Raw genomic sequence first — 13993 nt, 5'->3', positions numbered from 1 at the left:
ATCTACCGGTCGTTTTGCAGTACACAGAAGTGCACTGATCTGGTAGGACGCCGCTTCGCGTCCACGATGTGAAAGTCGAAAAGGGCGGTCGGCCTTCCGCTCCGGTTCACGCAGTCCAGGTCCCTCGCTACCGTTCGCCCATCAATCCGAGAGGCCGATGTGTAGAGGAGTTGTGGTTGAGATGACCATCACCGAGATTCACCCAGTCGATATCACTGGAAATGGCGATTGGCAGGAGCGAGCCGTGTGCCAACGAACTGATCCCGAAGCCTTCTTTCCCGAGCCCGGAGAAGCCGTGCGGCCGGCGAAGCGGGTCTGCGCAGGATGCGAGGTTCGTGTCGACTGCTTGGCATACGCATTGGCGAACGACGAACGATTCGGTGTCTGGGGCGGGTTGACCGCCTCGGAGCGGCGCCGCCGCTACCCCCGGGTGCAGCCGTGACCACCCACGTGGACTTCACCCACACCTCGTACGCGGAGGCCGCGAAATATGCCGATTCCATCAAACTCGCCCGCTACATTTGGGATCGAGGGATTTGCGGCACAGAGCTCCTTCGCCTCAGTGGAGCTACCCGCCGAGCACTCGCCAAAGCGGCTGCTGTGAACCCGCCTAGTACCTCGGAAACATGGGCGACGGTGGCGGATCTTGTGGCAGAACAATCAGCGTGGGCGGACACTCACCCCGATGATCCGGGTTCTGTTCCGCTGCACGCAGACGAGCATGAGGCGTGGATTTCGTGGATCCGTCCAGCAAGCGAAATCGGTACCTCGTGTGGGTGATCTTCTGTTCATGGCAGGAGCCTCGATGACATGCCTGTTGGGCGTTGCCGGCCTCATGGTTGCCCTTCGCGGGGCAAAGGATGCGACTGACGAAGACGAAGTGCTCGGGCCTGGAGCAGAGTTGATCCAGGAAATGCGATGAACGACTCGCAGCTCACGCTTTTCGACATTGAACTGGGCGATGTTGTTGCTGTTCGCGAGTGGTCAGAGCGCATGATCCCGGCGATGTGGACTGCACCGTGGGATTGCGCAGGCGGGATACAGAAGGGCACAAGACTGAGCGGATGGCAGTGTCCGGCCTGCCGAGTCGTCGAGCCCAACGCGTATCTGCTCGACAACAATCACGGGATAGACCCTGAACGGCCTGGAAGAGAAGATCGGCTGACTCGGTGTCTGCGTATGGAGCTACGTGAAAGTACGGCTGATGGTCGGCGTGCTCAGTGAGTGTCCTGCAGTCTCTCGCCTGAAAACCGCGCGAAATCAGAACCACCCACGCAGAGTAGAGACATGAGTCCCGCCGGCGCCGAAACCGAGGCGATGACCAGAGCCGGTCCAAGACAATGGCGGCCCGCTACCAGCCTTGCAAGGCAAGGAGGTTCGGTGTGGGCCACACTGCACATTCCTACGTGGAGGCTGGGCGCTCCGGCATCTTCATCATGATGAGCTCCGCACCGTCCTTGTACCGGTAGGCCCACTGACCATCCTTCGTCATCACTGTGCCGGCCTGGCCCTCGTCCGGGGCTGGGCTCCACCCCTGAGTCTCATCCGTTTCTGCATTCTCGCTCATCTCGCTATTGTCTCAACCTCCGAAAACTGGTCGAAACCAGTACAAACCAGCGCACAGTGGAAGGTATGAGCGTTGCCACCGGAAAACCAGTGCCGCCGATGCTCGCCACGCTCGGGCAGCCTCCGACGGGGGAGCGCTGGCGTATTAACTGAACTAACGAATCGCATCATTGCAGGTCAGGGTGTGTGCTGATACTTTCCTCAGTATGTGCAGCGAGACGCGCCGGACTGATCTTGCAGGGCTTGTCGTTCCCGACGTGGGGCGGCTGATTTCGACAGGTTCCGAAGCAGAGCCCTACCGGTTACTCGATGCGTCAGGTGAGGTAATCGGCACTGCGACACTATTTTTCGAGGAACTTCACGCGTGTGACCGGTCATCGGCGACGATCCGATCGTACGGACATGACTTGTTGCGGTGGTGGAGATTTCTCGCAGCGGTCGATGTGGGATGGGAGAGAGCCACTCCCGCGGAGGGCCGTGATTTTGCGCGTTGGATGAAGATTGCGGATAAACCCAGGCGTGAACACTGGCGGAGGCGGGGCGAAAAAGTCTCCGGCACAACACCTGTAGGGGGCAACGCGACCAAGAGTGGTAATTGGGTGGTCAACGAGGTCACCGGCAAGCCGCGGCAGGGACAGAAATTCTCCCCGGCCACTCGCGCGCACGCGGAAACAGTGTTGCGGGCGTTCTACGATTTTCAGATGAGCATCGGTGCTGGGCCGGTCGTCAATCCGTTCCCGGTGGATCGCTCGCCCCGTGCCTTTCGGTCGAACGCGCATCACGATCCGCACGATCCGTTTCGTAACGAGCGGAAGGGCCGATACAGACCCAAGGTTCCGAAACGGATACCCAAGCGGATTCCCGACGATCGTTTCAACGAACTATTCGCGGCGTTGTCGTCGAACCGAGATCGGGCAATGTTGGCCTTTTGGGTCTCGACCGGTGCCCGCGCCGACGAACTCCTGTCGATGTCCCAGCAGAGTGCGGACCCGGGCCAGCAATTGATCACGGTAATAAGGAAGGGGACCCGGGAGGTCCAACAGTTGCCGGCGTCGCCAGATGCATTCGTGTGGTTGCGGATCTATCAAGAAGAGGCATGGGGAAAGGATGCCCCTCGCGGCTGCGATCATCCCTTGTGGATGACGTTGCGAAGGCCGTGGCGGCAGCTGTCGTATTCGGGAGCGCGCGCGATGTTCTCACGGGCGCAGTCGGTGTTGGGATCCAATTGGACCATTCACGACCTGCGCCACACCGCCGCTTTTCGGATGACGAGCGATCCTGACATGCCGTTGTCCGATGTCCAATGGATCCTGGGCCACGCGCACCTGACAACCACTCAGCTGTATCTGACCCCGAGTCGCGACGAAGTTTTCGCACACGTCCGAGCCCACCATGCTCGATACACCGGTAACACCCAATCGCTGCACGCACCGCCAGCGCCGGGCTACAACCCGGCAGTACTGGACGTACTTTTCGGAGGTCGACGCTGATGGTTTCTGCACGTGTCTCCAAAGTGCCTGCCAGTTGGAGCCTGAACGTCGATGCCCGCGAAGGTGCGAATCGCAGTGTCATCGACACACTCCTCGATCGGTATCCACCGCGTGTGGTGCCGTCGTCGTGGAAGACGACTGAACTCGGCCGCGCGGCCGCACTGAAGCGGGTGGAAGCGCTCATGATCCGGGCTCCGGGTAGCGAGAACTTTCAGCGCGATGCTGTCCGAGGTGCTGGGATGCTTCTGCGTTGGCTGAACTCGTTTCCGGGAAAGAGCTGGCAAGACCGCTGGAACGGCAGTTGCGTCGCCGAACACGGTCTCGGATGGGTTTCGGTACCGGAAATGTGGCTGGACGAACAGGGGGTGCCATCCGTCCGGTCCACAGTCCTGACGCATGCCCTGATCGGATTGTTCGTCGCGGATCTGATTCGCCCCGATTTACGTTTCGTGGTCCAACTGCACCGGTCGCACTACTGGCGCGACTGGGCGGCAATCAGCCGAGATCCGAAAGGATTCGAGCGACTGGAGGCTGCGGCAGGTGCGGAAACTGCCCAAGCAATGCAGGGTCGAACTGCACGATGGCAGATCTCCATGTTGATCCTGTCCAAAGGCGGCGGCCTCTCCGACATCACCGTCGGTGACTGCGTCGAACTCCGCCAGGCGGAGCTCGCCGTATGTTCGAGAGGTAAAACTCGCTACCTCTTCTACAAACTTCTCCACGACATCGGGATCTTTCCACCAGACGCGCCACCGACTTTACGATTCGTCACGGTGTATCGAGGGCAGAGCACCGTCGGAGAACTCGTCGACCGCTTCGACATCGCAAATTCCGACGTCCGGAATCTCCTCGTGGACTATCTGTCCGAGCGTCACCCCTCGTTGGATTACACGACGCTCGACAATCTCTCACGACATTTGGCGCTGCATTTCTGGAAAAACCTGGAGACCACCCATCCGGGAATCAACTCGCTGCAACTCGACCGCGGTGTAGCCCAGGCGTGGAAAGAACGCATGCATTGGAAGGTCAGCCGCCGCCGACTCCCCGACGGAACGTACGCCGAGACCCGTAGTCCACGAATGAACTACACCGACATGCTGACAGCTGTGCGCGCGTTCTATCTCGACCTGGCGGCGTGGGCAGCTCTCGACCCCGCGCGGTGGGCGCGGTGGGTAGCGCCGTGTCCGATCGGCCCAAGAGAGACGAGCGCGAAGAAGATCGGACGCCGACGCAAAGCACGTATGGATCAGCGCACACGAGAGCGACTACCTCGACTGCCAGAACTGGTGCGTATCGCAGAACAACGAGCCCATGACGCCAAGATGCTCCTCGAGGCCGCTGTTGCGGCATCGCCGGGCGCCAAATTCAGCGTCCTCGGCAAGACCTACACCAAGTCGGACCCATGGTTGAAAGCAAGCGCCGACGGCATTCCGGTGATCTACGACTCCGAGGGGCGAACCATCCGGCTCCGGGAAGCCGAGAACCGGGCATTCTGGGCTCTGGCAAGTGTGGAAGTCCTGCGACACACCGGCGTTCGAATAGAAGAGATGCTCGAAATCAGCCACCACAGCATCACCCAATATCGATTGCCCTCCACCGGAGAGCTCATCCCGCTACTGCAGATTGCACCCTCGAAGACAGACGAGGAACGCCTACTTGTGGTCAGCCCGGACCTCGCCGACATGCTGTCGACGATCGTGTCCCGAATACGCGGCGCGGACGGAGGGGTTCCCCTTGTGCCTCTTTACGACCGGAACGAACGCATCTGGGTGGCACCCGCCCCACTCTTGTTCCAATGGAAAAGCGGTGGTCACCACCGCGCGGTATCCGCAGGCTTGATCCGCAATGCACTGACCGAACTCATCGATGCGGCAGGAGTGAAGGACGCAGCAGGCGAACCGCTGTACTTCCAGCCCCACGATCTGCGCCGAATCTTCGCTACCGACGCCATCATGAACGGCATGCCTCCTCACATAGCTCAAGTTCTGTTGGGGCACAAAGACATCAACACAACCATGGGATACAAAGCCATCTACCCGGAGGAAGCGATCAACGGTCACCGCGCCTTCATCTCGCGCCGACGCGCCCTTCGCCCGAGCGAGGAATACCGCACCCCGACAGATGCCGAATGGGATGAGTTTCTCGGACATTTCGAGCGCCGTAAACTCGCCCTCGGCGAATGCGGCCGCGCCTACGGCACCAGCTGCCAACACGAACACAGTTGCATCCGGTGCCCCGTATTGCGTGTGGATCCCGCACAACGTTTCCGATTGGTCGAGATACGCGACAACCTTACTGCCCGAATTACCGAGGCGGACAGCGAAGGCTGGATCGGCGAAGCAGAAGGACTCCGCGTGAGCCTCGTGGCAACCGAGGAAAAACTGGACCACATCGATCGGCGGGCCCGTCGTGCCGTTCAACTCAACATGCCCAGCTTCCCGGACATCGTCGCGCACACCGTTCAGCCTCACACATGATGGGTATCGCCTTGTCAGACGTGTCGACAAGCGCTGGCAGGCGCAAGGTTCGGGCGGTCGTCCTCTCCCGAATTGCAATTATGCGATAGACTACTAGCAGACTGCAGAACCTTGCCGCGGTGTTGACGCTGGCTCCTATCCTTGCATTCCCAAGCACATCGTCCTTGATGACAAACGGATCACATCGCCTTTCTCTGGCTCGGTTCCCGGTGCCGGACATTTCGCTTCTCCCCGCATTTGGTTGCTGTTGTGCGTAACCCATCCCAACTGATAGCGAGCGGCGGTCCTTGGCCGTCCGCCTGACTGAAACGAGTGAAAGACTATTATTACCAACATAATTACTACCGGCACGGAGCGATCGATCATTGAGAACATGCTCGACCGGAACCGCGAAGCGCTGATCGAGACCGTGCGCGGACTCTCTGAAATCGACGCTCGTCGACGACTCGTCTTATCGCTGACGACACCGATCTCGTTGATCAAGCATGCCGCTGCCGCGGAACGAATCTGGTTCCAACGGTTTTGGGCAGGACTCAGCGAATCTGAGTGTGATGGATACTCCCGCCGCGACGAGGGCACCTTCGCTGTTGCCGACGACGAGGCGCTGGCGGATGTCATCGCCGAGTTCGAGCGCGCCAGTCGACGGTCACGTGAGATCGCCTCTCGTTTCGACCTCGACGACATCATGGACACTCCCCGAGAAGGGGTCGTCAGCATGCGATGGACGCTGCTTCTGATGATCCAAGAGCTCGCCAGGCACGCGGGTCACGGCGATATCCTCCGCGAACAGATCGACAAGCCGCTACTTTGACAGTCGGACGCGTGACAACTTGTCCTGTTCGCAGTTTGTGCAGTTAAGGGCATTCGAGTCGAAATGGGATGGCCAAAGGGCAATAGCCACAACAGGTTCCAAGGATCCGGCGCTGTGGTCGCGAAACGGAAACGACATCAGCGCCTCGTTCCCCGAGATCCTCGACGCACTCCGTTCTGTGCTCGATCACCGCGAAACCGTTCTCGACGGCGAAATCGTCGCACTCGGACCCGACGGTGTGCCGTCCTTCTCCCTGTTGCAGCGCCGGATGCACGTCCTGCGGCCCACTGCTCAGCTCCGCAACGAGGCTCTGACCTCGTACTATGTGTTCGACATCCTCGACATCGACGGCACATCGACGACCGAGCTGCCGTACCTCGAGCGCCGCGAAGCGCTCGCCAACCTCAGCCTCGAACATCCGCGCATCAAAGTCCCACCACACTGGCTCAACGTCGACGGACCGACCATGTTGGAAGTCGCGAAGAAGCACCATCTGGAAGGTATAGTCGCCAAAAATATTTCCTCGATCTACCAGCCAGGCAAGCGATCTCGGGACTGGCTGAAGACCCCGTTGAGAGCTAATTGTGAGGCCGTATTGTGCGGGTTCCTCCCTGGAGCGGGTGGCGCAGCTGGCGGAGTCGGGTCGTTGATCCTCGGCGCCCACGACGATTCCGGATCGCTTGTCCATATCGGAAACGTTGGGACGGGCCTGACCGATCGACAGCGCCGCGAACTGCGAGACAAGCTCGTCGAACTCGAACAGCCGATCAGCCCGTTCGCCATCGAGCCGCCGAGAGCTGTGACCCGCAATGCATCCTGGTCAAGGCCGGTTCTTGTGTGCGACGTGGAGTACCGGGAGTTCACTGGCGGTAGCCTGCGGCACCCATCCTTTCGAGGGCTGCGCGACGACAAGACCGCTGATGAGGTCGACCTCCCCGGTCGTCACTGATCTGGAGCAGGAACGTGTTCGAGGAGGCTTTCAGATGATCGCAGGTGGTTGGATCTGGTGGCTTCCATTGCCGTGGGACTGGCGGATAGCTCTCTCCGAGGTGACTCCGTGCGAGTTCGGGGGCACACAGTGTTACTGAAGCCCGGGTGGATATGACGAAGCCGCCGGAACCTGAAGGTGTCCAGCGGCTTCTCAGGGTCGGTGCGCGTCTTGCGCCTCTCGGCAAGTGGCCGCTCGAAGCGGCATTTCTGGGGTGGTACCCGGGGCAAAGAACCGAACACCGACAGCCTCTACAACGAAGACCGCCGCAGAGTTATTCCGCGCCGCTGACCAGCGCAGAAGCTCATCTTCTGGTGATGATCATCCGCAGTACGAAGCGGAAGACCACCGCGGTGCCGGCTCCGACCGCGACCCCGGCCATCACGTCGGCGAGGAGAACCCCGACGGTGGCACCGAGAACCGTGGCGGCTGCGATCGCCAATGCAACATCAGCAGATGCCGGCCGAGGACCGTTGATCGCAGAACCCCTCTCCGTGCTGCCGACGTGGTCACCGAGATCATCACACGCCGTTTGAAGCGGAAGTCGGACCCACGCTGTTCAATGGGACAGGAACCGACTACGAGGAGGTCAGGCCATGTGCGGGCGCTACGCCAGCACAAGCTCAAGCAAGGAATTGCAGTCGTTCTTCGACACCATGCACACCGTCGGCGACGAGCTGCCCCCGTCCTACAACGTCGCCCCCACACAACCCGTCCGGGTGATCCTCGAACGAACCCCACGCGAGGAACCCGGCTCCGAGCCCCAGCGCCAGCTCCGGACCGTCCGCTGGGGTTTGCTCCCTGCCTGGGCAAAAGACCGGAAGATGGCGTCCAAGCTGATCAACGCCCGCAGTGAAACCGTCACGGAGAAGCCGTCATTCAGGAGTAGTGCTTCCAAACGGCGGGCTATCGTTCCCGCGAACGGCTACTACGAATGGATGAAAAGCGAAGAGGGAAAGAAGATTCCGTACTTTCTTCACGGGGACGGCGACGTGATCGCGATGGCTGGACTCTACGAGTTGTGGCCCGATCCCGAACTTCCAGAAGACGATCCGAACAAGTGGGTATGGACCTGTACTGTCTTGACTCGGCCAGCTACGGATTCCACGGGACACATACACGACAGATCCCCGCTGATCCTGCCTGAATCGTTCTGGGAACACTGGCTCGATCCGAACCTCACCGACAAAGGCGAGGTCCAGGCCATGATCAATTCCGTTCCGGAGCCGCATCTCGAACCGTACGAAGTCTCGACTGCGGTCAATAGTCCGAGGAACAACGACCCGAGTTTGCTCGAACCGGTCCACTGACTGATGTCCTGGGCTTTCGCGCTCGACGAGAGGTCAGGATTCCCGCAGCGTCACGCGGGCGAGCATCTGTTCCATCTGCGGCCATCCGAGAGCGAGGTTCGATCCGGTCATCTGGACGCGTGTGTTCCATTCCGGAGCGAAGGCATCGAACATGATCCGGGCAGCGGGAGCGAGTACATCGCGCTCGACGGCGTCAACGGTGTCGGTATCCCAACGGAACTCCCCGTCGACGGAATCGGGTTCACCGAACACCGACGTCAGACGCTCTGGCACATAGCCCAGAGCCGCTAGCTCCGACGCAGTGTAAAAATCCTTGCTCATTTCTTCCTCCGAATTCACTGATCGACCGTGCACATCATCGTGCCGTAACACCGCGCTGGGCGGGCCTCATGGACGCGTGAAGTGGCCGGGATGATGGTTTGTGACCCCGTAGGTCGAATGCGGGCAGGTGTGGTTCTCTGACGCTGACAGATGCACTGTGCCGGAAGGCGAGACGACTCCAGGAGCGGCGATGTTGGCGATGAAAACAATCTGCGAGAGGTGCCGCACCTGCCTCGACAACGCCTCCGCTGCAACAATATGCAGCTACGAATGCACCTTCTGCGTCGACTGCTCAGCGGCGATGGACAACGAGTGCCCGAACTGCGGCGGCGAGTTGACCGCGCGTCCTCGTCGCATCGCGGGGGCCCGAGTGATTCGTCGGGGATGGGCAGGTCGAATCGGTAACTATCTTGCCCAACGCAAGCCCTCCGGCGTCCTCGAGCTCACCGACACCGAGCGGAATCTGATCTCGCAGATCAAGGCCACCGACGGAGAAAGGTTGGCAGCGATCGAGGTGCGTCATATGCGTCCCGACTGCACACCGCGAGAAGCTCTCATCACCGTTCTCACACTTCGTGGGGAAGACGTGTTCCGAACCCCTGCCGGCCACGCGCACGAGGACGCAGGTCGCGCCGACGGGAAACCGCAGACGCTGTGACCGACGAGCACACCATGCCCACACGCTCCAGATTTCGTGCAGCAGGAGACCGTGCAGCAGCGCGTCTGCGGAAACGAGCCGAGTGGGCTGCCGTCTCGGCGCAGCGCCGAGCAGCCCATGACCGGGCCCACGAACAGTGGGCCACCGGCGCGCTGGCCCCGTACCGGATCACCCGCGCACTCGACGCCGCCGAGCTGTACGGCCGTGGGCGTCGACATTGCATTCGGCGCGCGGGAGCACGCAGTCGACGGCGCACAACTTCTTTATGACCTACTCCCCAGTGATAGTGGCGATTCTGGTCGGGGTTGTCCTTCTATCCGCTCACGCAGGACGCTCCCGGGGTCTGAGCGGGAGCCAAGGGGTGCACCACGCGTGCGCCGGGATCTTTCAGGCGCATCGCCGGATCTTACGTAGGCTACAGAGGATAGATGTTCGTTAGCTAAGGAATCCGTATGGGGCGCTCGAAGAAAGCAATACAAGCTACGCGTCTGGCGAAGAAGCGGCGAAACAAGTCGAGCCAGGCCGGGCGTCGTGCATCTGCGCATGTGCCCGGCGGGGATGGGTCTGTTGTCCGCACGATGGAACTCGGTAATCCGTTCGATGACACCGCGGGGAGCGCCTACATCGAGCTCGCACCTGAGTTGACGGTCGAGGAGTTCCAAGCTCTCGTGGCGTCGGAAGGGTTGTAGGCGAGAACGAGTACGACCTCATCGACCCGGTTCTCACGCGGCTGCTGCGATCGCGCCGTGAATGGGACGGCTGTGAAGATTCGACGTGGGACCATGTCGAAGCCGCAGGCAGGTATTCGATGCCTGGGGTGAATTCGCGCAACCGATGCACATCGCTGTCGGACGTGACGCTGGTGCTCCGGTCTGGAAAGTGTATTTCCCGGCACCGGATGAATCGCGGCGCGATCCGGTTGAGACGTACACCAGTCGAGACGCGCTTGTCGCTGAGCTCGACCGTCTGGAAGAACTGGGACATCGGCCTGTGGCGGGTGCGTCAGTTCGTTCGGAGTAGTTCCGGCTTGCTCGATTTTGCTGCCATCTGAGGGTTTCCGCCGATGCACGAAAATTAGTAATCCTGCGCCGTCCCGGCCTTCCCGCGACGACCGGCACACGAAATGTGCCGATGAACTGAAAACTCCTGTCCGCCCAATTGCCGGCAGGGCCCCACCTGGAGCCCACGTCGAAAGATATTGAGTGCCAGTAGATTTGGATGCATCACGTTCCCTGTGCTGACCGACGGCGGCAGTATCAGGTCTGGAGCTGTAGCTCGGGTGTGCTTCGACGTCATCACGCACGCATAGTCAACGATGCCCCGAAAATGCCCATAGCTCCCATATGGGAGCTATGGGCATTTTCCTCGTTGCGAGGGGGCGCGCTGTCCGCTCCTGCCAGCGCCCTCACTGTCAGCGCCCTCACAGGGACGTTGCCGCATGACACGCATCCCTGACGTGAGGCCTCTGCGCACGCGAGCGAGACGCAACGAACATCTGCGAGAAGGCATCGGCGAAAACCAGCTGCTGCTCGCCGCCATCGTGACGTCAACACCGGTCCGCGGTGGTGCAAACCCGTCTGCAGACGAGGTTGGCCAGGGGTCGCCGCGCCCTCGCAGACGTCACACCGCCCACCGCTGGTGCCGAACCGTCTCCGGCGCGAACGAGATTGAACGAGCGCTACCACTGGGCATTGCAGTTGTCGGAGCTGATCATCGAGCATCGGTCCATCGAGCACCGCATCGGGACTGTCGTCGTGCGAGGCTTCGTCCTCGACATGTGGACAGTGTTTTCAGGATTTTCTGATGACCACCACCGCTGCTGCGATCTGCCGCCGCGGCGGCAGGGGAGTGCGTCCCGGATCCGGCCCGACACGTTACCTCGATCACGGCCGCACCGTGACGATCGAACCTGACCTGACCTGGTACGACAACGACGACAAGCCCGTGGCAGTGATCGACGCCAAGTACAAAACAACCGCGCCCGGCAAGAGGGGGCCGAACGCGGACATGTACCAACTGACCGCCTATTGCACCGCACTCGGACTACGCGAAGGGCACCTGATCTACGCGAAAGGCGACACCGCCTCCCCTGCCGTCGAGGTTATAGGCGCCGACATCACCATCTACTGCCACGCCCTCGACCTGACCACGCCGCCAGCGGAGTTGCTGGCCTCGATCGACACGCTCGTCGAGGCTATGAGGACTCGGAACGGTGATGAATTCTCGGTGGTCGGACACGGCTCGTAATCGTTGCCTGTAAGTAGCATTGGGTGATGCGGTCTGCATGAAGCTGTGTGTGCGGTTCATAGTTGCCCCAGCACGCGGAACAGGGCGGCGCCCGTGGAGACGGTGATCCCTGCGGCGCCGGCGACAATACCGAGTAGAGCCCGCAGCGATGCTGCTTCGTCGTCGGTGACCGCGGGCCGTGTCGTGGCGATGGCGCCGCAGATTGTCGCGGCAATTCCGAGTGCGAGGCCGAGTCCTACCAACCAGAACGCCGCAATGGACAGTGTCCCTAAAGCGATCGACGCGGCAGGTAGTCGTGAGCGGTGGTGTTGTTCTGTTTTGTTGTCGGCGAGGGAGGTGCACATGGGGTCGTCGGTGCGGGGGCTGTGGGGTACGGCAGTCATGTTCCTCCTTCGTGAGGTTGCTGTCGTGTCGACGGAGACAATCAACGACGACCCCGGATTTCCTGGTGAGTGTTTGACAAGCGAAAGTGGTTGTCATACAACACCGGCGCCTGGAGCGGCTCTGAGTGCACCGATTTCTGGTTGGGCGATGAGGTGTTTCGGATACGTCGTGGATCTGACGGCGCTTCTACGCCGTCAGATCCACAGTGTGGCCGCGCGGTTACGGCCCCAGATCACGCTGGATTTACCTTGAGTCCGGTGGTTTCTTCCGCGGGTAGTGCGCTGGCCTCGTCGAGTGACTGGCCACTTGTCTCGGGGGCCCACAGAATGCACATCAGCAATCCTGCGGCGACGACACCAGCACCGATGAGCATTGTCGGCCTGATGCCGAGGGAGTCGATCGAGATCGGTAGCAGGAAGGTGCCGATCGCTGCGCTGATTCGAGTCATCGAGGTCGCAAAACCAACTGCTGTGGCTCGAATCTTTGTCGGAAAGAGTTCGTTCGGGTATGACCACGACAAGACGCTGGTGGGGCCTGAGACCAACGCGTAGAAGCAGAAACAGGCGACGACGATGATCGCGGACTCCAGGGGGAAGATTCCTAGAACGGCCAGAGGCAGAACCATCAGTGCGAAAGACCAGATGTACAGTCGACGTCGGCCGAACGACTCGGCTAGGCGTTGCACCGGGAGGACGCCGATCAAGAAGATGATACTGGTCGCGGCCGATCCCACGTAGCTGGCGTGGCCGTGTCCGAGCCCGAACGAGTTCAAGATGGTCGGCTCGAACGTCAAGATGACGTAGAAGGCCGTCGCTTGCGCCGCGTACGGACCGGAAGCAAAGATTGTGCGCCGAATGTACTTGCGGGAGAACAATTCACGAAGACGGCCGCGTTCCTCGTCCTTGGCGGGAGTCTCGAGTCCTTCCAGTGTTGCGTCCGGGCCGTAGACAGACTTCAGTGTTTCCAAAGCCTCGTCCCGTCGGTCGCGTGAGAGCAGCCATCTGGGCGACTCCGGCATCCCTACACGGAGTAAGAGTGTTATCGCTGCTGGAATCGTGGCGCTCGCCAGTACGAGCCGCCAGGCATCGTCGCCGAAGGTAGCTACGATTGCATACCCGAAGACGTACGCTGCGATGGCACCTCCGAACCACCACATGACGAGCATGCCGATCCCGCCGGTTCGATGCCGCCTGGGCATCCATTCGGTCACCATTGTCATGGCCAACGGGTAGTCGGCTCCGACGGCGATGCCGGCTAACAGGCGCAGTAATATCAGCTGCCATAGATCGGTGACGAAGTATGTCAGCGCCGAGAATGCCACGAACGCAACGAGATCCAGGGTGAAAAGCTTGTGGCGCCCCAGCCTGTCGCTCAGTGGTCCGAAGATGAGACTTCCCACAAATATTCCGACGATCGCGGCCGCGGCGAGCGAGCTCAACGCGGCGGCTGATAGGTCGTACTCGCCCTTGATGCCGGGCATCGCAACGGCGATCGCGCTGAGCACGTATCCGTCGAGGAACGTACCGCCACCGCACTGAAGGCGGAGTTTTCGGTGAAATCGCAGTATCGGAGAATCGTCGATCACTGAAGCCTGCATGGGCTCTCCCACAGATTCGTGTGCGCTATGCGCCCAAGTGGTTGCTATCCGTACAAGTGTTAGCGCGGGGACGCCGTGTGTCAAGACACATGAGGGTTCAAATTTGATGAGCATCACATTCACCCCCCTGTGGCGCGGGACGGT

The 13993-nt window shown here is 60.8% G+C and carries 17 protein-coding genes; 12 read left to right on the top strand and 5 right to left on the bottom strand.

Going from position 1 to position 13993, the window contains the following annotated elements; all coding sequences use genetic code 11:
- Positions 1 to 181: 181 nt before the first annotated feature.
- The 3 genes from M0639_RS33895 (at position 182) to M0639_RS33885 (ending at position 1224) form a co-directional block, all read left to right on the top strand.
- Entirely contained in the window at positions 182 to 442 is a 261-nt protein-coding gene (locus tag M0639_RS33895; RefSeq protein WP_143541262.1) for a WhiB family transcriptional regulator, read from the top strand.
- Positions 439 to 780, top strand: a complete 342-nt coding sequence (locus M0639_RS33890) for a hypothetical protein (protein WP_054802305.1) — start codon at positions 439 to 441, stop codon at positions 778 to 780. The genes M0639_RS33895 and M0639_RS33890 overlap by 4 nt, the downstream gene beginning before the upstream one ends.
- A gap of 138 nt (positions 781 to 918) precedes the next feature.
- Positions 919 to 1224 carry a hypothetical protein gene (locus M0639_RS33885; RefSeq protein WP_076949023.1) on the top strand — a complete coding sequence of 102 codons (306 nt, stop codon included), beginning with the start codon at positions 919 to 921 and terminating at the stop codon, positions 1222 to 1224.
- Between the two features lie 178 nt (positions 1225 to 1402).
- Here M0639_RS33885 and M0639_RS33880 read toward each other — a convergent pair whose 3' ends face one another.
- On the bottom strand, positions 1403 to 1567 hold the full coding sequence (locus M0639_RS33880; RefSeq protein WP_179090810.1) for a hypothetical protein: 165 nt from the start codon (positions 1565 to 1567) through the stop codon (positions 1403 to 1405).
- Positions 1568 to 1772: 205 nt separating this feature from the next.
- Between M0639_RS33880 and M0639_RS35330 the strand changes: the two genes are divergently transcribed.
- From M0639_RS35330 to ligD, 4 genes are all read left to right on the top strand, one after another.
- On the top strand, positions 1773 to 3056 hold the full coding sequence (locus M0639_RS35330) for a tyrosine-type recombinase/integrase (protein WP_064075513.1): 1284 nt from the start codon (positions 1773 to 1775) through the stop codon (positions 3054 to 3056).
- On the top strand, positions 3056 to 5533 hold the full coding sequence (locus M0639_RS33870; RefSeq protein WP_076949024.1) for a site-specific integrase: 2478 nt from the start codon (positions 3056 to 3058) through the stop codon (positions 5531 to 5533). Before M0639_RS35330 ends, M0639_RS33870 begins: the two co-directional genes overlap by 1 nt.
- A gap of 322 nt (positions 5534 to 5855) precedes the next feature.
- Entirely contained in the window at positions 5856 to 6344 is a 489-nt protein-coding gene (locus tag M0639_RS33865) for a DinB family protein (RefSeq protein ID WP_143541263.1), read from the top strand.
- A gap of 37 nt (positions 6345 to 6381) precedes the next feature.
- Complete coding sequence (gene ligD / locus M0639_RS33860) at positions 6382 to 7293, top strand: non-homologous end-joining DNA ligase (protein WP_209448997.1); 912 nt, start codon at positions 6382 to 6384, stop codon at positions 7291 to 7293.
- A gap of 343 nt (positions 7294 to 7636) precedes the next feature.
- Here ligD and M0639_RS33855 read toward each other — a convergent pair whose 3' ends face one another.
- On the bottom strand, positions 7637 to 7774 hold the full coding sequence (locus M0639_RS33855) for a hypothetical protein (protein ID WP_179090811.1): 138 nt from the start codon (positions 7772 to 7774) through the stop codon (positions 7637 to 7639).
- A gap of 154 nt (positions 7775 to 7928) precedes the next feature.
- Here M0639_RS33855 and M0639_RS33850 point away from each other — a divergent pair, with 154 nt between their 5' ends.
- A complete protein-coding gene (locus M0639_RS33850; protein ID WP_248671255.1) occupies positions 7929 to 8642 on the top strand; it encodes an SOS response-associated peptidase in 714 nt (237 codons plus the stop codon).
- Between the two features lie 33 nt (positions 8643 to 8675).
- On the opposite strand, the gene M0639_RS33845 is transcribed toward M0639_RS33850, so the two are convergent.
- Complete coding sequence (locus M0639_RS33845; protein WP_076949064.1) at positions 8676 to 8963, bottom strand: hypothetical protein; 288 nt, start codon at positions 8961 to 8963, stop codon at positions 8676 to 8678.
- Between the two features lie 190 nt (positions 8964 to 9153).
- Between M0639_RS33845 and M0639_RS33840 the strand changes: the two genes are divergently transcribed.
- The 4 genes from M0639_RS33840 (at position 9154) to M0639_RS33825 (ending at position 11868) form a co-directional block, all read left to right on the top strand.
- Complete coding sequence (locus tag M0639_RS33840) at positions 9154 to 9621, top strand: DUF1272 domain-containing protein (RefSeq protein WP_083745058.1); 468 nt, start codon at positions 9154 to 9156, stop codon at positions 9619 to 9621.
- Between the two features lie 14 nt (positions 9622 to 9635).
- Entirely contained in the window at positions 9636 to 9890 is a 255-nt protein-coding gene (locus tag M0639_RS33835) for a hypothetical protein (RefSeq protein WP_143541264.1), read from the top strand.
- Positions 9891 to 10073: 183 nt separating this feature from the next.
- Positions 10074 to 10310: a hypothetical protein gene (locus M0639_RS33830; RefSeq protein WP_143541265.1), complete on the top strand. Its 237-nt coding sequence runs from the start codon at positions 10074 to 10076 to the stop codon at positions 10308 to 10310.
- A gap of 1114 nt (positions 10311 to 11424) precedes the next feature.
- On the top strand, positions 11425 to 11868 hold the full coding sequence (locus tag M0639_RS33825; RefSeq protein WP_076949032.1) for a 5-methylcytosine restriction system specificity protein McrC: 444 nt from the start codon (positions 11425 to 11427) through the stop codon (positions 11866 to 11868).
- Positions 11869 to 11924: 56 nt separating this feature from the next.
- Here the strand turns inward: M0639_RS33825 and M0639_RS33820 are convergent, their stop codons facing one another.
- Positions 11925 to 12251, bottom strand: a complete 327-nt coding sequence (locus M0639_RS33820) for a hypothetical protein (RefSeq protein ID WP_054802191.1) — start codon at positions 12249 to 12251, stop codon at positions 11925 to 11927.
- Positions 12252 to 12484: 233 nt separating this feature from the next.
- Positions 12485 to 13849: an MFS transporter gene (locus M0639_RS33815; RefSeq protein WP_076949033.1), complete on the bottom strand. Its 1365-nt coding sequence runs from the start codon at positions 13847 to 13849 to the stop codon at positions 12485 to 12487.
- Positions 13850 to 13993 lie beyond the last annotated feature (144 nt).

Origin of the sequence: Rhodococcus qingshengii JCM 15477 (genome assembly GCF_023221595.1) — a bacterium.
In the GTDB taxonomy this organism is placed as follows: Bacteria; Actinomycetota; Actinomycetes; order Mycobacteriales; family Mycobacteriaceae; genus Rhodococcus_F; species Rhodococcus_F qingshengii.
The sequence above is the reverse complement of the archived record's forward strand: the minus strand, read 5'-3'. Positions and strand labels throughout refer to the sequence as shown.